This is a genomic window from Mycobacterium lacus, from assembly GCF_010731535.1.
GTDB lineage: Bacteria > Actinomycetota > Actinomycetes > Mycobacteriales > Mycobacteriaceae > Mycobacterium > Mycobacterium lacus.
The window spans coordinates 1,100,535-1,117,773 of the sequence record NZ_AP022581.1; the positions used below are offsets into that span (position 1 = coordinate 1,100,535).

General features: G+C 67.3%; 13 protein-coding genes and 4 pseudogenes. 8 read left to right on the forward strand and 9 right to left on the reverse strand.

Annotation, left to right across the window (positions count from 1 at the left end; genetic code table 11):
• Positions 1-296: 296 nt before the first annotated feature.
• Genes G6N24_RS05155 through G6N24_RS05175 form a run of 5 tightly spaced genes read right to left on the reverse strand, consistent with a single transcriptional unit; the run spans position 297 to position 6,007 of the window.
• The gene (locus G6N24_RS05155) at positions 297-1,751 is read right to left on the reverse strand and encodes a class I adenylate-forming enzyme family protein (protein WP_085156592.1); all 1,455 of its coding nucleotides are present in this window, start codon (positions 1,749-1,751) and stop codon (positions 297-299) included.
• Positions 1,748-2,683 (reverse strand): acyl-CoA dehydrogenase family protein, encoded by a 936-nt coding sequence (locus G6N24_RS05160; RefSeq protein WP_085156595.1) that lies wholly within the window; start codon positions 2,681-2,683, stop codon positions 1,748-1,750. The genes G6N24_RS05155 and G6N24_RS05160 overlap by 4 nt, the downstream gene beginning before the upstream one ends.
• Positions 2,680-3,849 carry an acyl-CoA dehydrogenase family protein gene (locus tag G6N24_RS05165; RefSeq protein WP_179963467.1) on the reverse strand — a complete coding sequence of 390 codons (1,170 nt, stop codon included), beginning with the start codon at positions 3,847-3,849 and terminating at the stop codon, positions 2,680-2,682. The genes G6N24_RS05160 and G6N24_RS05165 overlap by 4 nt, the downstream gene beginning before the upstream one ends.
• The gene (locus G6N24_RS05170) at positions 3,846-4,958 is read right to left on the reverse strand and encodes an acyl-CoA dehydrogenase family protein (protein WP_085156598.1); all 1,113 of its coding nucleotides are present in this window, start codon (positions 4,956-4,958) and stop codon (positions 3,846-3,848) included. The genes G6N24_RS05165 and G6N24_RS05170 overlap by 4 nt, the downstream gene beginning before the upstream one ends.
• Positions 4,955-6,007, reverse strand: coding sequence for an acyl-CoA dehydrogenase family protein (locus G6N24_RS05175; protein ID WP_085156601.1), 1,053 nt, complete (start codon positions 6,005-6,007; stop codon positions 4,955-4,957). The genes G6N24_RS05170 and G6N24_RS05175 overlap by 4 nt, the downstream gene beginning before the upstream one ends.
• 39 nt (positions 6,008-6,046) lie before the next feature.
• Between G6N24_RS05175 and G6N24_RS05180 the strand changes: the two genes are divergently transcribed.
• Positions 6,047-6,907 (forward strand): LLM class flavin-dependent oxidoreductase, encoded by an 861-nt coding sequence (locus G6N24_RS05180; protein ID WP_085156604.1) that lies wholly within the window; start codon positions 6,047-6,049, stop codon positions 6,905-6,907.
• Here G6N24_RS05180 and G6N24_RS05185 read toward each other — a convergent pair.
• A complete protein-coding gene (locus tag G6N24_RS05185; RefSeq protein ID WP_085156607.1) occupies positions 6,870-7,595 on the reverse strand; it encodes an SDR family oxidoreductase in 726 nt (241 codons plus the stop codon). The genes G6N24_RS05180 and G6N24_RS05185 overlap by 38 nt on opposite strands.
• A complete protein-coding gene (locus tag G6N24_RS05190; protein ID WP_085156610.1) occupies positions 7,592-8,413 on the reverse strand; it encodes a FadR/GntR family transcriptional regulator in 822 nt (273 codons plus the stop codon). Before G6N24_RS05190 ends, G6N24_RS05185 begins: the two co-directional genes overlap by 4 nt.
• A 35-nt stretch (positions 8,414-8,448) precedes the next feature.
• Here G6N24_RS05190 and G6N24_RS05195 point away from each other — a divergent pair, with 35 nt between their 5' ends.
• On the forward strand, positions 8,449-10,836 hold the full coding sequence (locus tag G6N24_RS05195) for a CaiB/BaiF CoA-transferase family protein (RefSeq protein WP_085156614.1): 2,388 nt from the start codon (positions 8,449-8,451) through the stop codon (positions 10,834-10,836).
• A 123-nt stretch (positions 10,837-10,959) separates the two neighbouring features.
• Here G6N24_RS05195 and G6N24_RS25695 read toward each other — a convergent pair.
• A pseudogene (locus G6N24_RS25695) lies at positions 10,960-11,100 on the reverse strand (cytochrome P450); the annotation flags it as partial.
• A gap of 77 nt (positions 11,101-11,177) precedes the next feature.
• On the opposite strand from G6N24_RS25695, the gene G6N24_RS05200 reads away from it, so the two are divergent.
• The 5 genes and pseudogenes from G6N24_RS05200 (at position 11,178) to G6N24_RS05220 (ending at position 15,333) form a co-directional block, all read left to right on the forward strand.
• Positions 11,178-12,296, forward strand: a complete 1,119-nt coding sequence (locus tag G6N24_RS05200) for a Rieske 2Fe-2S domain-containing protein (protein ID WP_085156692.1) — start codon at positions 11,178-11,180, stop codon at positions 12,294-12,296.
• An 11-nt stretch (positions 12,297-12,307) separates the two neighbouring features.
• Positions 12,308-13,875: pseudogene (locus G6N24_RS05205) on the forward strand (AMP-binding protein).
• Between the two features lie 19 nt (positions 13,876-13,894).
• Entirely contained in the window at positions 13,895-14,323 is a 429-nt protein-coding gene (locus tag G6N24_RS05210) for a nuclear transport factor 2 family protein (RefSeq protein WP_085156617.1), read from the forward strand.
• A gap of 82 nt (positions 14,324-14,405) precedes the next feature.
• Positions 14,406-14,891 carry an FAS1-like dehydratase domain-containing protein gene (locus G6N24_RS05215; RefSeq protein ID WP_179963491.1) on the forward strand — a complete coding sequence of 162 codons (486 nt, stop codon included), beginning with the start codon at positions 14,406-14,408 and terminating at the stop codon, positions 14,889-14,891.
• Positions 14,888-15,333, forward strand: a pseudogene (locus G6N24_RS05220) (MaoC family dehydratase). Before G6N24_RS05215 ends, G6N24_RS05220 begins: the two are co-directional and overlap by 4 nt.
• A gap of 87 nt (positions 15,334-15,420) precedes the next feature.
• On the opposite strand, the pseudogene G6N24_RS05225 reads toward G6N24_RS05220, so the two are convergent.
• Positions 15,421-15,821 (reverse strand): annotated as a pseudogene (locus G6N24_RS05225) (aromatic ring-hydroxylating oxygenase subunit alpha); the annotation flags it as partial.
• 223 nt (positions 15,822-16,044) lie between these two features.
• Here G6N24_RS05225 and G6N24_RS05230 point away from each other — a divergent pair.
• Positions 16,045-16,767 (forward strand): DUF1906 domain-containing protein, encoded by a 723-nt coding sequence (locus G6N24_RS05230; RefSeq protein ID WP_085156623.1) that lies wholly within the window; start codon positions 16,045-16,047, stop codon positions 16,765-16,767.
• The last annotated feature ends 472 nt before the right edge of the window (positions 16,768-17,239 follow it).

Genomic DNA, 17,239 nt, shown 5'->3' on the forward strand with positions numbered 1-17,239 from the left:
TAACCGCCCGCGCGACGTCCATAGCGGGTCGGTCCTTGGCATGAACGGCGAGTGCAGCTTCCATCGCCCAGGTCTCCGTTCCGTGTGCCGAAGGTCACGGGGCGCATCGTTCCAGGTGACCGGTCGGACTCACCGGTTTATTGCTGGCGCGCAATCAGGGGTCCGGCTCACCAGGTGCGGGTCGAGCCTGCGCTGACGGCATCGATTCTGCGTGTGGATCGTGTGTTACCCACGATTTCGCGCCGTAGCCGCAGGCTCGGCGCGGGGATCCATCGGGATGCCAAGCTCCTCACGGTCTACCCGCCCCGAGCCGCGATCATCGCCGACCGGTTCACCTTGGTCGCGGCGGTACGCGGAATGGCGTCGACGAATTCGACCGTCTTCGGAACCTTGTAGGGGGCGAGCCGGTCCTTGGCGTACTCGATCACCTGCTGCTCGGTCAGCGACGCCGCGAGTTGAACCACGGCGTGCACCCGGCGCCCCCAGCGTGGGTCGGAGATTCCGATCACCACAACGTCAGCAATATCGGGGTGCCCGGCAAGCGCGGACTCGACCTCGGCCGGAAAGACGTTGGCGCCGCCGGTGATGATCATGTCGACGCGGCGGTCGACGATGTACAGGTAGCCGTCGGAGTCCAGGTGGCCGATGTCGCCGGCGGAACGGAAGCCGTCGTCGGTCGAGGGCAGCGGCGGCGCCCCACCCAGATAGCGGTATCCCGCGCTCATCGGCGCGCGCAGGTAGACCTCGCCCTGCTCGCCGGGGCCCAGCGGACGCGCGTCGGCGTCCAGAATCCGGATCTCGGTGTCCCGGAAGCCGCGGCCGACGCTGCCAGGATGAGTCAGCCACTCGTCGCCGCGCAACGCCGTAAGCCCGAGGTTTTCGGTCATGCCGTACGCCGTCACCATCTGCTCGGGGCTCAGCAGTTCGAACCAGGTGTGCAGCAGCGACGGCGGCATCACGGCGGCGCCCTGCAGGACGAAGACGATGCTGGACAAGTCACGCCGCCGGATGTCCGGCCGGGCGGCGATGCGCGCCAGCATCGTGGGGGTGGCCGTGAAGTTGGTGATCCGATACCGCTCGATCACGTCCAAAACCAGTGCCGCGTCGAACTTTTCGAGCACCACCAAATGGTCACCGGCCAGCAGGAAGAGGAAGGTGGCGAAGCCGTTGGTGTGATACATCGGCGCGGGCACCATGATGGTCTGCGGCCGGGCTACCGGTGTCCAGGCCGACAAGAATGGTTCGCCGTGCTGAGGCGTCCAGAGCGAGGGCGCCAGGTTGAGGATCACCTTGGGCACGCCGGTCGAACCGCTGCTGCAGATTCCATGGGCCGTTGGGGAAACCGCTTCGGGCAGTGGACTTTCGGACTGGGCGGCCGCGCGCACATCCAGCTCCCACCGGCTGTTTTCGTCGACGACCACGACGGGATCGATCACCGCGCGCACCCGGTCCCGCTCCCATTCGGGCAGGTCCCAGTGCATGGGGATGGGCACCGCGCCGATCTTCCAGCATCCCAATGTGGCCAACACGAGGTGTCGCGAATTCGGGATCGCAAGTGCCACCAGGGAACCCGTTTCAGCGCCGTTGGCGGCCAGCGCCCGTCCCCACTGGTTGGCGCGGGCGTCGAGTTTACCGAAGGTCAGCGACTGCGCGGTGCCGTCGAGCGCGACGATGGTCACCGCGGTGTCGTCGCGTCGCTGTTCGGCGAGCTCCCGCAGTTTGGTACCGAACGGGATGCCCTCGTCGTTCATGCCGATACTGGTCCAGTGAACAGCGTCTCGAGGGAGCCGTCGGGCACGCCGGGTATCAGCCGCAGCGCCAGTCCCTCGGTACCCAGCGGCAACCGGATCAGCGGTTGGGTGTGCCGGTCGAGCACGCTGATATCGGACTCGTCGCAAAAGCCGAGCGCGCCGAGCAGCTGGTGAGCGGTGCGCAGTACCTCCCGCGCGGTGTCGGCGGCCTTCAGCCGTAAAACGAGTGCGTCGGCCGAACGAACCTGCGCCGCTGTCGATTCCGGCCGGCACACGGTGAACTTGGCGAGTTCATGCAGGCCGCGCAGCGCGACGGAGGCATCCGCGACGGCGAACCTGACGGCCTGGAATTCCGCCAGCGGCTTGCCGAATTGAACCCGGGCTCGCACGTGCTCGGTGACGATCCGCAGCGACTGCTGCATCGCGCCCAGAATCCGCCACGACCCCAGCACGAGATGAAGGCTAACGTCCGCGGCGGGCACGGTTCCGTTGGGTGCGCTCACGGTGGCCGGCACCAGGAACGGTCCCAGCTTGGCGTTGGTGCGCGACGCGGGGTGCGGCTGGTAGCGGTTGGCGTCGAGGTCGGCGGCGATCCAGTCGCCGGGCAGATCGCCGTGGTCGATGCGCGGCGCGTCGGGATTCACCAGGGCCAGCCGGGCGCCGTCGATCGCCAGCAGCTCCTCGACGAGCGGATAGGGCAGAGCCGTTGCGCCGGCCGCCTGGCAGAGCACCGCGGCGGCCAGCACGTCGCCGGAGGACGACCGGACATCGAGCTCGAACGCGCCGAGCTCGCTCAGTGCGGCGCGTGCTGCGCGCCGAACGCCGTCGTCGGTTTCGGCGCGCACGGCCGCCGGTGGCCCGCCCAACCGGGCAAGCCGCTTGGCGGCGACCGCGGCGAAGTCGGTAACGTCTTGTGGCAGTTCGGTGTTCATCGCCGGTGATCTCCCAAGACGTCCCGTGCCACCAGCATGCGCTGCACCTCGATGGTGCCCGATGCCACGGTGGCCGCCTGTGCATAACGCCAATGGTCTTCGATCGCCCCGTGTAGCGGTGCCGTCGCGCCGCTGTCCAGCGCGGCCGGGCCCAGCACGTCGAAGAGCAGCTCGGCGACCTGCTGATCGCAGGTGGTGGTGGCGATGCGGGCGGCGCTGGCCGCCGCATCCGCCGCCGCATCGTCCTGCACCGACACCGCCCGATAGGCCAGCAGTCGGGCGACTCGCAGGTCGACGAGCGCCCGCACCCAGCTGGCGCGAATCGATTCGGGCAGTTGGTCCCAGTCGTCGCCGAGCGCGGCGCGCATCCGGTCGAGCAGCGATTCGCAGCGGGCGTACCGCGCGATGCCGACCCGCTCGAATGCCAGCGCTTCACGCATCACCCGCCACCCGTCGCCGGGCTCGCCCAGCACGTCGTCGGGGAATGCCCGCACCCCGTCGAGGAACATCTCGTTGAGGTGATGGGGCCCCAGCATCGACGGGATCGGCCGCACGGTGAAACCGGCCCGGTCCATGGGAAGCAGAAACAGCGTGAGCCGCTTGTGTTTTGGGGCGTCGGGATGGGTGCACGCGGCCAGCACGCACCAGGATGCCATCTGGGCATACGACGTCCACACCTTTTGGCCGGTGATGCGCCAGCCTTTGCCATCCGGGCCGTCCGGTACCGCGCGGGTGCGCAACGCGGCGAGATCGGTTCCGGCCTCCGGCTCGGAAAAGCCTTGGCACCAGATCACGTCGCCGGCGGCGATGGCCGACAGATGCTTGGCCTTCTGCTCGGGTGTCCCGTAACGCATCAGCGCCGGCCCGACCCAGTTGATCCCCATGTACTGCGGACCACGCGGCTCGTGATGGGCCCACATTTCCTCGCGCAGCACGGTCTGCTGCCAGATCGAACCTCCCCCGCCCCCATGCTCTTTCGGCCACGCCAATGCCAGCAGCCCCTCGGCCGCCAGCAGCTTGCAGAACGCCTCGGTGGTGGCGAGATCCTGCGGATCGCCGGTGCAGGCGCCCAGAAAGCCCTCGGGAATGTGATCGGATATCAATTGCCGCAAGTGCGTTCGCAGTTCACCAGCGTCCTCGCCGAGCTCGTAGTCCATCGTCGTCATCCCTTCGGCAGTCCGAGCAGCCGCTCGGCGATGATGTTGCGCTGAACCTCGGATGTTCCCCCGTAGATCGTCGCGGCCAGTGCGTCCTGACGTTCGAAGAGCAGGTCCGGGTTGCCGGCCGAACCGGGGCCCGCTGCGACGGCACTTAGTTCCCAAACACGTTGCAGTGTAACCGATCCCATCAGCTTCAGGATGGCGGCCTCCGGACTGGGCCGGCCGGCGAGCTCGTTGGCCAGGGCGCGGTATCCGGTGGCCCGTAGCGCTTCCGCGTCGGCGAGCAGCGAGCCGAGCTCGGTGTAGATGTCCTCGCGGTCGCGGGCATGACCGCCGCGCACGGAGTCGAGCCCGCGGTTGATCTCGACCCAATTCATAATCCAGATCATCTGGCGCTCATGGTGCAACGACGACAACGCTACGTTCCAGCCGCCGCCCAGTGGCCCCAAGAGGTTCTCCAGCGGAATCTCGACGTCGTCGAGGAAAACCTCGCAGAACGTTTCGTCGGACGCCGACGCCATCCGGATGGGTTCGATCCGCACACCGTGCGAGCGCAGGTCCAGGATCAGGCAGGAGATGCCGCGGTGCTTCGGCGCGTCCGGATCGGTGCGGGCATACAGGGTGCACCACCGCGAGAGGTGCGCCTGGGTGGTCCAGATCTTGTGCCCGTTGACGCGGAAGACATCCCCGTCGCGCTCGGCGCGGGTACGCAGGCTAGCGAAATCCGAGCCGGCCTCGGGCTCCGACATGCCCAGGGCCCACCATTCGTCGCCGCGGAGCAGGGGGACCAGCAGGCGGTCGATCTGCGCGGGCGTCCCGAACTGGCGGATGCCGGGTGCGACGACGTTGGGACCGGCGATGTTGGGAAGTTTGGGCGCCGACCGCATCGCTGCCTCGAGCCGGATTTCCATCGCGTCGCGCAAGCCGAGTGATCGGCCCCCGTGCTCGGGCGGCCAGGTGGGCTGTAGCCAGCCGGCCTCGAAAGCCATCCGCTGATACTCTCGCCGCAGCGCGAGATCCCAACGGTACCGGGGGTATTGCTGGTAATAGTCGGTGGGCAGAAAGTCGGTCAACCACGCGCCGAACTCCTCGATAACGGGGACCGCCGTCGTCATGCCGCGCCTCCCACGAACCGGCGGCCCACGGCGTGGTAGAGCGCTCGACAGTCGCCCAGCAACGCGGCGCCCTGCCAGGCGTGCCGGACGTAGAGGTGGATGTCGTGCTCCCAGGTCTGCGCCAGCGCCCCGTGCACTTGGACCGCGGTACGCGCACAGTTGGCCGCCGCGTCACCGGCCGCAGCCTTGGCCAATGCCGCGGCGGTCCACGCATCGGGACGGGCCGCCGCCGCGTAGGTGAGGCTGCGGGCGCGCTCCAGGCCCACGTAGTTATCCGCCAGGGCGTGTTTGATCCCTTGGAATGCGCCGATCGGTGTGCCGAACTGGCGCCGCGACTTGGCATGCTCGACCGAGCGGAACAGGGCGGCGCGGGCCACTCCCACCAGGTCGGCGGCGGCGGCGATCATCGGCGCCGTCAAGGCCGACTCGATGCCGTCGATGGGCGCGGTGGCCACGGGTTTGGTGTCGATCTCGACGTCGGCCACGGGTTGCGCGGGGTCGGTGGACTCAGTCGCCAGGACGGTCACACCGTCGCCAAAGCGTGCCACCGCGGCCACCGGTCCGTCGCCGGACGTGGCCAAAGTGACGATCAGCTCGGCACGAGACAGGTTGGGGACCGCGACCGCGCGTCCGCGCAAGCGTCCCTCCCGCAGCGTCATCGGGGCTCCCGGCAGCCGACTCCCCGGCGGATGGACCGCCAGGGTGGCAACGACACCCCCGGCGATGTCGGCGAGCACCGACTCAAGCCCGGAGCCGCAGGCACGCGCGACACCCGCTGCCAGGCCGACGCTGCTCAACAAGGGGATGGGCGCGATCGCGGCGCCACATTCCTCGAGGACCACCGCCAGCTCGACCGGTCCGTAGTCGCCGGTCAAGTCGGGTGCCGCGAGTTCCGTCCAGCCGAGGTCCACGACAGTCTTCCACAGAGTGCGCCACCGCCCCGGATCGGTCATCGCTTGGCGGGCGGCGTCGGGCGGACACTCGGCACGCAGGGTGTCGCGCACGCTGTCGCGCAGCGCCAGCTGCTCCGAAGTCAGACCGACGTCCATAAGACCTCTAACATAATTAAGATAGTAAACTATCGATGCATGGTCGAGTGGTATCTGTTCCTGCCCCAGGTGCGGTTGTCGGTGGCCGACATCGCGGAGCGTGCGCGCCACGCCGAGGCCAATGGCTTCGACGGAATGGCGTTCATCGATCACCTCGAGGCGCCCGGGCTGCCCGATGAAAGCATTTGGGAGGCAATGGGCATCGCCACCTGGGTGGCGGCCAAGACGAAGCGGCTGCGGATCGGCCATCTCGTGCTCTGCGACGCGTTTCGGCATCCGGCCGTGCTCGCCAAGCAGGCTGTCACGCTGTCGGTGGCGTCCGAGGGCAGGTTCGACCTCGGCCTCGGAGCGGGATCTTGGCCCGGCGAGTTCACCAGATTCGATGTCGGCCAGCCGGATCCGATTGCCCGGGTCGAGCAATTGGCGCGCCACCTGGCCTTGATCAAGCAGTATTGGGGCGACGGGGAGCACGGGCAGGTTCCCCGGCCGGCGCATCTGATACCGCTGGTCCTCGGTGGCAGCGGACGCAGGATGATGGAACTTGTTCGTAAATACGCGGATTGGTGGAACCTGCAGGCGAACCACATCGACCGGCTACCCCGGCTGGCCGCCGCGGCGGGAACCGCACGGGTCTCGGTCCAGCAGATGGTGGGCTTCGTCCGGTCGGGCGGCGATCCCAGGGCCGTGCGCGAGCTGAGCACCCGGCGGTTCGGCTACCTGGGGTCGGGGCTGGTCTGCGGCGACGCCGACGAGTTGGTTGCGCACTTCGCGGGCCTGGCCGCCCAGCGGGTCGAGCGCTTCTACGTGTGGTTCGCCGATTTCGCCGTCCCGGATTCCTTGCACGAGTTCGGCGAATCGGTGATCAAGGCGTTCCCTGGCGCCGGCGGCGGGCTTCGGTAGGCACAATCGGCGGCCGTGCGAAGGGACCGCGTTGCACGGCGCTCAGCCGGATCTCCGGCAGGTCGACCGAGGGGTCGACGGTGTCCAGCCAGGCGACCGCCTCGGCGATGTCCGACACCTGGATCGCGTGCATCTCGAACGGAACGTCTTGCAGCATCTCGGTTTCCACCGGCCCCGGCGTCACGAGATGAACGCTGATGCCGTCACGGTCGACTTCGAGCGCCAGTGCGCGGGCGAACGCGTTCATGCCCGCCTTCGACGCGGAGTAGGCGGTGCGGGCCATCATCGGCTCGTGTGCCGCGGACGACGAGATGAACACCAGCCGGGAACCCGCCCGCATCCGGGGCAGCACCGCGGAGGTCACCACAAAGCAGGAGTCGAGGTTGGCCGACAGGATCGTTCGCCACTGCTCGAATGTCTGCTTGCGGGCGTAGGTTCCGCCGAGCGTACCCGCCGCATGAACCACGAGGTCGACCGCCTCGAGTGGGGTTAGCGCAGCGGAGAATCCGGCCGGGTCGGACGCGTCGGCCACGATGTGGCGCGCGCCGATCTCATCGGCCGCCGCCCGCAACGGACCCGCGCGCCGCGCCAGCAGCACCACGTCATAGCCGAGCTCGCACAGCTTGCGGCCGCACGCTTTTCCAATCCCGCCGCTGCCGCCGGTGACCAGCGCGCTTCTGGCGTTCAAGGGTGCCGGATATCCCGCGGACGTGACAATGCTTGCGGCGACAGCGCATAGATCCGCTGATCGGGTTTGCCGGACAACACGTAGGTCTGGGTGTCGGCGAGGTGGCGGGCCGCGATCCGGCGGGCCCGGTCGACGTCACCGTCCGCGATTGTCTCGGCCAGCTTGATGTGCGTGTTGAGCACGGCGCGCCGCTTGGCCAGCGACGGGTAGGTGCCGCGCGCCGAGCTCTCGTCGGCCCACTGCCGCTCATGGCTGGTCCACAGCGACTCCAGGCTGCCGACGACCGCGATGATGGTGTGGTTGCCGCAGCCGCGGACGACGAGATCGTGGAATTGACGGCCGATTTCGGTGAAGAGCCGACCGTCGTCGAGGTGCTCGGCCATGGATTCGTTGACCTGCTTGAGTTCCGGCACCAGGGTGTTCGCGCGGTCGGGCCGTTGGGCCGCCAGCGCGGCGCAGGCGGGCTCGAGCTCCCGCAACGCCGCGCCCAGGTCGGCGACGGCGACGGCCTCGCTCTGCAACAGCAGGCCGAGCATGTAGGCGGCACTGGCCTTCGCCGGTGCGTGCACGACGGCGCCGCCGCGGTTGCCCCGCCGGACCGAGACCAAGCCCTCGGTTTCCAAGATCCGCAGCGCTTCCCGCAGCGAGACCAGGCTGACGTTGAACTGTTCGACGAGCACCTCCTGGCGTGGCAAGAGATCGCCGTCGGCAAGCTCGCCGTCGATGATCTGGCGACGCAGTTCGTCGGCTACGATTTCGGCGATCCTCGGCGCCGACAATCGGCGACGGGCGTCGGGGCCAACTCCCAGGGCGGTCATCCGATTATTTTAGCAGTAATGGTATAAATAGCCGGGTGAGTCGCGGGTCCGAGAGCCGGCCGACGCCGCTGGACGGATTACGTGTCGTCGAGATCAGCGACCGGATAGCCGGCGGCTACTGCGGCAAGCTCTTGGTCGATGCCGGCGCCCAGGTGCGCAAAATCGAACCGCTGCACGGAGATTCGTTGCGGCGGTTCTCCGCCACCTGTTCGCGGATTCCGCAGGGTCAACCCTCGCCGTTGTACTGCTACCTCAACGCGGGTAAGCGCAGCCTGACCTGCTCGCTGGATTCGCAGCGATGTCGTGCCGAACTCGCCGCGGCCGACGTCGTGATCGTCACCGCCGGACGGTCGCGGGCGGCGCAACTCGGGGTCGATCCGCAGCGGTTGCTGACCGACTCGCCGCGGGTGATCGTCGTCACCATCTCCGACTTCGGCTGGACCGGTCCCTATGCCGATCGCGCAGCCACCGAGTTCACGCTGCAGGCATGGGCGGGCTCGCCTGGCTTCCGAGGTGACCCCGCCGGGCCGCCCATCTCGATCGGCGGCGACCTGGGGGAGTACATGGGCGGGGCGTTCGCCGCGTTCGGTGCGCTGGCCGTGCGCCGCCGCGTCGAGCACGGCGGCCCGGGCGAACATCTGGACCTGTCCATGCTCGAGGCGATGACCCTGATGCAGAGCAGCGAATGGCTGCACTCTCAGCTGCTGCGGGTCCCTCCGGTCCGCCGCACCCTCGAGGTCCCCTCGATCGAGCCGGCCAGGGACGGTTACGTCGGGATCACCATGGTCACCGGTCAGCAGTGGCTCGACTTCGCCGCGATGGTCGAATGCCCACGGTTAGCGGAGATTCCCCAGCTGCGTTTCCAGATCGGCCGCTGGGAATACCGCGACCTCATCCGCGAGCTGATCGGGCCCTGGATGGCCGCACGGACCGTCGACGAGATCGTCGCGCTGGGCGAGCTCTTCCGGCTGCCGATCGCGGCGTTGGGCAATGGCGCGACGATCCCGGACATGGACTACGTGACCGAGCGCGCGGTGTTCGTCCGCAACCCCGCGGGCTTTCGTCAGCCACGCCCACCGTGGTTGATGTCGCGGTGCGCGCCGGCCCCGGTGCGCGGCACGGCAGCGCCGGGTGAGGCCAACGACGAGTCCCCCTGGCGGAAAAGCCAACCCGAACGGGAGCCCGCGCCGCCGGGGTTGCCGCTACAGGGCGTTCGCATCCTCGACCTGACCGCGTTCTGGGCCGGGCCGGCCGCCACCCACCTGCTCGCCGCGTTCGGCGCCGACGTCGTCAAGGTGGAGTCGATCCAGCGGCCCGACGGCATCCGCTACTCCGGCGGCATGCGCACCGACGTGGACGACTGGTGGGAGTACGGCTGGGTGTTCCACGCGATGAACACCAACAAGCGTTCGGTCACACTGGATTTGGGCTCTGGCGAGGGACGCCGGTTGTTCCTTTCTCTGGCCGCTGGTGCCGACGTGGTCATCGAGAACTTCTCGCCGCGAGTGATGGACCACTTCGGGCTCACCGCCGACGTGCTGCTGGAGGTGAACCCGAAACTCGTCGTCGCCCGGATGCCCGCGTTCGGGCTGGAAGGTCCGTGGCGCGAGCGTGTCGGATTCGCGCCCACCATGGAGCAGATCGGCGGCCTGGCCTGGGTGACCGGACTACCCGACGCTCCGCCGGTGCCGCCGCGCGGTGCCTGTGATCCGCTGGCCGGGGTGCACGCCGCGTTCGCCGTGCTGGCCGCGTTGCAGTTCGCCGAGCGCACCGGATCGGGCCAGCTGGTCGAGCTGCCGATGGTCGAAACAGTGTTGAACGTCACCGCAATTCAGCCGATCGAGCACGAGGTGTTCGGGATAACGCTAGGCCGGCGGGGCAACCGCGGTCATGGCCTGGCCATCCAGAACATCTACCGCTGCGCCGGCCCGGACGACGAGTGGATCGCGGTCGCGGTGCATGACGACCGGCAGTGGCAGGCGCTGGTTGTGGTGATGGATCGGCCCTCTTGGTGCGACGAGGGCATGTCGACCGTCGCCGGGCGGCGGGAGCGCGCCGACGAGATCGACGGTCACCTGGGGGACTGGTTCGCCGGGCAGCCCCTTGAATCGACGGTGGAGCGCCTGGCCGGCGCGGGTATCCCGGTGGCGCCCGTCGTCTCGCCGTCGCTGGTGACCGAGGACCCGCAACTGCGCGATCGAGGGTTCTTCGAGGCGCTGGACCACCCCCGCACCGGCGTCGGCCTGTATCCCACTCCGCCGTTCGCCAAGCTGGCCGGCCAGGACAGGTGGCTGATGCGCCCGCCTCCGACGCTCGGCGAACACAATGGGGAGATACTGCGCGAAAGATGCGGGCTCACCGAGGACGAACTCGCTCGCCTGGCGGTCATCGAGGTGATTGGGACCCGTCCGAAGGGTTTGTAGGAGGGCAATGCAGCGTGACCGTCGATGAGACCCTGTGCGAGGCCAACGGGTTGGGCGACGCCGCATCGTCGGCGATTGTGAATCCTGCGACGGGACGCGCCGACGGGCCGTCGTGTGGTTCACTCTCGGCGCGGCGCCGACGACCCTGGGGGTGAGGTCGTGCCGGAAGAGCGGCCTGGTGCGCGGCAAGTCGGCAAACAGCTCGTCGGGAAAACCATTGCGCCACAAGGCGAAATCGGAGAGATCCACTGTGGCAGCCGTCATCGGCACCTGTCCTCCGGCCAACGGTTGACGTGTAATCATTAAAATAGTAACAATAACAATTGCGGGCGAACGTCTCGATGGTCGACCGGGGAACGGAGAGCTCAGCCATGGATCCGTCGGAAGGCGAGTTCGGGCAGGCCGGCATCGCGCTGTCGACGTACCGTTTCCCGACGGGCTGGTTCATCGTCGCCTTCGCATCCGACCTCGCCGCGGGTCAGGTCAAGCGAGCGCACTACTTCGGTGAGGAGCTGGTTCTGTTTCGCACCGCCTCGGGCCGGGTGCACGTGCTGGACGCCTACTGTCAACACCTCGGCGCCAACCTGGGCGTCGGCGGTGCCGTGGAAGGTGAGGAAATCGTCTGTCCCTGGCACGGCTGGCACTGGCGCGGTGATGGCACCAATGCCCTGATCCCCTACAGCAAGATCGGCTGCAAGACCAACGTCCGCATCCGTGCCTACCCGAGCATCCAGTGGTACGGCTTCATCCTGGCCTGGCACGAGCGTCACGGCCGCGCGCCGTACTGGCAGCCACCGGTGCTGCCCGAGCTGGAGACCGGCGAATACTACCCGCTGCACCCGCACACCCAAATGCTCAATCGGGTCAAGGTGCACCCGCAAATGATCGTCGAGAACGCCGCCGACCCGTATCACGTTCAGTACGTGCACAAGGCCGCCAGCCCCGCGACCACGGCATCGTTCGAGGTTTCGGGCTACCACCTGCACGCCACCGTCAACGCCCATTTCGGCGGCGGCCGCGCGTCGACCTGGTTGACGCCGAACGGACCGGTCGACGCCAAGATTGTCTACGACAACTACTCACTAGGACTGGGACTGGTTCGCTTCCCCAGCGAGCTGGTGGCCACCGTCCAGGTCACCGGGCAGACACCGGTCGACGAGGACTACACCGACTACTTCTATGCCCAGGCTTCGGTGCGCGAGCCCGGCGACACCGGCGACGTGCCCACTGGCCGAGCCGCCAAGTTCCTGGCGCTGCAGCAAGAGGTCATCAAACAGGACTTCTTCACCTGGGAGAACATGAAATACCTGGAAAGGCCGAACCTGGCGCCCGAAGAGGCACACGATTATGCCGCCCTGCGTCGCTGGGCGCATCGCTTCTACCCAGGCCCGCAACCCTCGCCCGCAGACTTCGGATACACCGCCGACGGTCAGCCCGACCCGGCGGCCGCCAAAGCTTGACTGGCAGCCCAATGAGCGGGCCCCCGGGTCCCACCGATTTCGGCGTCGACCGTTTTACCGTTCCCGCGGTGCTGGATCGTCGCGCCGAGCAGTACCCGGACTGTGTGATGATGTCGATCGCCGGCGCCGACGTGACTTTCGAGCAGATGCGGCAGCGGTCCCGCGCGGCGGCGCGCATGCTGGCCGAACTGGGAGTCGGCTCCGGCGACTGCGTGGCGTTGTACACGGCGACGTGCCCGGAGTGGGTCTACTTCTGGCTGGGCGAGGCGCGAATCGGCGCGCTGAGCGCGGCCGTGAACGCCGCGGACAAGGGTGACTTTTTGCTGCACAACCTCCGGGTGGCCCGGGCCAAAGTGGTGGTCACCGACGCCGAGCGACGGCCGCGCGTCGAGGAGATTGCCGGCCAGCTGGATGCGGCGACTGACGTTCTGGTGCAAGATGATTCGCTGAGCAGCACGCTCGCCCGGGGTGGCGACGGGCCCGACAACCCCACGGGGCCCGACGAGCTGGGGTCCCTGTTCTTCACGTCGGGCACTACCGGGCCGTCCAAAGCGGTTGCCACGACCTGGCACTACCTGTTTACGGTGGCCGCGACGGTCGCTTCGGCCTGGGAATTCGGTCCCGGCGAGGTGGTGTGGTCCGCCATGCCCCTGTTCCACCTGAGCGCGGCGCCCACCGTGCTGGCGCCGATGCTGGTCGGCGGAACAACCGTGCTGGCGGAGGCCTTCCATCCGACGCGGTGTGGGACGACGTGCGCGCCCACCGCGCCATCGGCATCGCCGGCGCATGGGCGATGGTTTCGATGCTGCAGAACCTGCCCGCGGATCCGCGCGACGCGCAGTTGCCGCTGCGGTTCATCTCCGCGGCGCCCGTCGACGCAACGTCCTACCGCGACATCGAGAAGCGGTATGGCTGTCGCATCGTCACGATGTACGGGATGACCGAGGCTTTTCCCATCGCCGTCAAAGGCGTTGCCGATGAAGGGGTTCCGGGAACATCTGGTCGGCCCAACCCCAACTTCGAGGTGCGCATCGTCGATGCCGACGGCGATCCCGTACCGGCCGGAACGGTCGGGGAGATCGCCTGCCGGCCCCGGTATCCGTACGTGATGAGCGAAGGCTACGTGGGCGGCGGATTACGGGTGGAGCGCCACCCCGAATGGTTTCGCACCCGCGACCTGGGCACGCTCGATGACGACCGGCAACTGACGTATGTGGACCGCGTCAAAGATTCGCTGCGCCGGCGCGGCGAGAACGTCTCCTCGGTCGAAGTGGAGACCGTCGTCATGCGCCATCCGGCGGTACTCGAGGCGGCGGCGATCAGGGTGCCCAGCGAATTGGGCGAGGACGACATCCTGCTGATCGTGACGTTGCGCCCCGGGGCCGCGCTGGCTTGCCCGGAGTTGCTCGACTTCTGCGCCGCCCGCATGCCCTACTTCTGTGTGCCGAGATTCGTCGAGACAGTCGATGAACTCCCGAAGAATTGAATCGGGCGGATACGCAAGGACTTGTTGCGCGCCAGGGGCTTGAGTCCGGGCGCCTGGGATCGCGAAGGTCATGGCTATGTCGTTAGCCGCTAGGCTACGTTAGTGTTACCGGATGCCCATGAGTTATCAGGAACAGCAAATGCTTCAGGCCGCGACGGGCCGCGCTGCCATCCTGGATCTGAACGCCCGGCACAACCGCGTCTACTCGGCCGGCGAGCGCGACAGTTGGATCGCCACGTTCCGGCATTCCGGTGCCAGGTTCATCCGTGACCATGAGGTGTTCACCGATCTGCGCCTGGCATTCGACGGTGGCGATGGGCAGCGCTTGGTCACCGTCGATCACGAGATCACCATCGACGGCGTGCACGCGACCCAGCGTTGTGTCGCTTTGCTTTTCGCGGTCTCCACGTATGGCGACCTCAGCCTGAGGGCCACCGGGACATACACCGATGAACTGATCTACGAGCGCGGCGGCTGGCATTTCACCTCCCGCGATCTGGAATGGGATTCGGTGCCCAGCCGGCATTCGGCCGTCATGTAGGCGGTACCGATACGTGGACTCCGACCCTGGCTCGCAGCGGGGCTACCAACTGGCCTTCGGTACGTATCAGGATGCGTTGCGCATGGTCGGCGTGGCGAGCGAACCGCGAACCGCGGCGACGCCGGTCAGTGGCGCGCGCATCCAATTGTTTGCCGCGATGGTTCATGACGGAAATCGTTCGTACTGGGACGCCGAGTTTGCTCGGCATACATGGGGAGGCCTGCTAGCGCCGCCGGCGCTGTTGATGGGATGGCTGATACCGCCGCCGTGGAAGCCGGACGAGCAGCCGGCGGGCGGGCCGCCGATGGCGTCGATCGCCCTGCGGGTGCCGCTGCCGGGCACCACCTTCATCAATGCGGCCAACGACGTTGAGTTTTTTCGGCCCATCGTCGAGGGTGATCTGCTGACCGTCGTCGAAGAGCTGCTGTCGGTGTCATCGGAAAAGCAGACCCGGCTTGGCGTCGGTCATTTCGTCCAGACCCAGGAAACCTTCCGCCGTCAGGACGGCGCGGTCGTGGCCGTCAGCCGAAATACCTTGTTCCGCTTCACCCCTGGGGCGCCGTCATGAGCGGCGGGGACCTGGACTGGAACCAGATCGGGGTCCCCGTCGAGCTTCCGGAGGTGGTCGACCACATCAGCTACCAGCGGGTCGTGGAAAACGCCGGCGCGACCTGGGCTATTTCCCGGGCCATTTCGATTCCGCCTATGCCCAAAGTCAGGGACACCCAACGATTTTCGTCAACACCATGCACGTCGCGGGGTTCGCGGACCGGATCGCGACCGACTGGGCCGGGCCGGGCAGTCGCGTGGTGCGCCGCTCGATGCGGTTAGCCGGCTCGATCTATGCCGGCGACACCATGGTGGGCCGGGGCCGGGCGGTGGCCAAGCGCCGTGACACCTCGGTCGATCCGCCCCGCAACCTTGTCGACATCCAGATCGAGGTAACCAATCAGCACGGCACGCTGTGCTGCCCGGTCGAACTCACCCTGCAGTTGCCCGAAAATCGCTGAGGGCCGGCACGCCGTGAACAGTGACTGGCGCAGTTACCCGTTTCGGTTGGTGCCCGGCGACGTCCAGCCCGCGGCCGAGGGCGAGCACCCCTCGCGGCCGGGCAGGCCGGCCAGCCGACCGGTGTTGTCGTAGGTCCACGCGTGGTACGGGCAGGTAAACCGCTTGGCGGTGCCACATCCCGACACCACCTGCGACTGCCGGTGCAGGCAGACGTTGTCGAACGCCTTGACCGAACCATCCGACGCACGGGTCAACACGACGGATCGCCCCATCACCGTTTTGGTGCAGTACGTGTCTGGCCTGGGCAGCTCCGAGGCATAGCCGACCAGTTGCGGGCTGGAGATCAGCAGGGCTTTGTCGCGTCGTGTCTTTCCGGCGAGGTGTACTCGCGCGCGTCGACGGTGTACTGCCGGGGCGCCAGATCGGTCGCCTTGTCGCGCGCCAGTTTCAGGGCACGCCGGGTGAGGTCGAGCTGATCGTGATCCATGAAAACCCCCTTGACCGGACCTGCGGCCTCCCGGGTCTGACATTATAAATTTTATAAATTTTATAGTGACAATAAAGATTTAGCCGCCGGCTGGGGCAACACAGCCGCGCAGAGGCGTACCGGCGAAACGATGCCGGCAGGTGTGACCGTTGTGACAATGTGACGTATATGTGATTACTGAGGCCAGTGTATCAGCTGGTGTTTTTGTCGTACCCTGTGGCATGTGTCGGTATCTCGGCGTGACGTGCTCAGGTTCGCCGCGGCGACCCCGGCCGTGCTGGGCCTTGGCGTCGCGGCCGGGTCGTTGCGTGCCGCACCGGCATCGGCGGGTTCACTCGGCACCTTGCTGGACTATGCGGCCGGAGTCATTCCCGCCAGCCAGATCAGGGCCGCGGGCGCCGTGGGAGCGATCCGGTACGTGTCGGACCGGCGGCCCGGCGGCGCCTGGATGCTCGGGAAGCCGATCCAGCTCACCGAGGCGCGTGACCTCGCCGGAAGTGGGCTCAAGATCGTTTCTTGTTATCAGTACGGAAAGGGGAGCACCTCGGACTGGCTGGGCGGTGCCGCCGCCGGGGTGCAGCATGCCAAACGAGGCGCGCAGTTGCACGCCGCGGCCGGGGGTCCGCCCAGCGCTCCCATCTATGCGTCGATCGACGACGATCCGTCGTATGAGCAGTACAAGAACCAAATAGTTCCGTACTTGCGGTCCTGGGAATCGGTGATCGGACACCAGCGGACCGGCGTGTACGCCAACTCGAAAACGATCGATTGGGCGGTGAAGGACGGCCTGGGCGCGTACTTCTGGCAGCACAACTGGGGCTCGCCCAAGGGCTACACCCACCCGGCCGCCCATTTGCATCAGGTCGAGATCGACAAGCGCTCCGTCGGTGGGGTCGGGGTGGACATCAACGAAATCCTCAAGCCCCAATTCGGGCAGTGGGCTTAGGCTCCAGCAAACACTCGTTCGCCCGCCGCGCGCAGCCGCCAACGCCAGCGATCGGGCGATGCCGCAGCCGACGCAGCCTCACGCGCCCGCCGGAGCGTCAATATTTAACATAACGATTTGGTAACAATACTGCCTTGATCAGCGCTGTTATAGCTACTCGACCGTAACCACCTGCATGCAGGACGTTTGTCCGCGACACCCGAGCCAGCGGTTAAACCGGGTGTTACCCACGACACGGTTACCCGTGCGTAGAACTCGCCAGTAACCGATCGACGTCCAAAAAGTGTACCGATTCTTATGAGACTCTTATTGGGGCCGTTGCGGTCCGCGGCGCCGCTCGACCCACGAGCCGGCCCCGCGAGAACACACCGGTCGGCGCTTTTCGGCTGCGATTCGCTGCGGAATCAACTAGGCCGGCGCGGGCGTCGGTTGCCCGGCCGGATGAACTGAGACGTACAGACGCGCATACAGG

Excerpts from the sequence above, each read along its gene's own strand:
- G6N24_RS05200 (WP_085156692.1), top strand. The coding sequence starts at position 11,178 with ATGGTCGACCGGGGAACGGAGAGCTCAGCCATGGATCCGTCGGAAGGC.
- G6N24_RS05160 (WP_085156595.1), bottom strand. The coding sequence starts at position 2,683 with ATGAACACCGAACTGCCACAAGACGTTACCGACTTCGCCGCGGTCGCC.
- G6N24_RS05165 (WP_179963467.1), bottom strand. The coding sequence starts at position 3,849 with ATGACGACGATGGACTACGAGCTCGGCGAGGACGCTGGTGAACTGCGA.
- G6N24_RS05180 (WP_085156604.1), top strand. The coding sequence starts at position 6,047 with ATGGTCGAGTGGTATCTGTTCCTGCCCCAGGTGCGGTTGTCGGTGGCC.
- G6N24_RS05190 (WP_085156610.1), bottom strand. The coding sequence starts at position 8,413 with ATGACCGCCCTGGGAGTTGGCCCCGACGCCCGTCGCCGATTGTCGGCG.
- G6N24_RS05215 (WP_179963491.1), top strand. The coding sequence starts at position 14,406 with ATGGTCGGCGTGGCGAGCGAACCGCGAACCGCGGCGACGCCGGTCAGT.
- G6N24_RS05210 (WP_085156617.1), top strand. The coding sequence starts at position 13,895 with ATGCCCATGAGTTATCAGGAACAGCAAATGCTTCAGGCCGCGACGGGC.
- G6N24_RS05155 (WP_085156592.1), bottom strand. The coding sequence starts at position 1,751 with ATGAACGACGAGGGCATCCCGTTCGGTACCAAACTGCGGGAGCTCGCC.
- G6N24_RS05170 (WP_085156598.1), bottom strand. The coding sequence starts at position 4,958 with ATGACGACGGCGGTCCCCGTTATCGAGGAGTTCGGCGCGTGGTTGACC.
- G6N24_RS05175 (WP_085156601.1), bottom strand. The coding sequence starts at position 6,007 with ATGGACGTCGGTCTGACTTCGGAGCAGCTGGCGCTGCGCGACAGCGTG.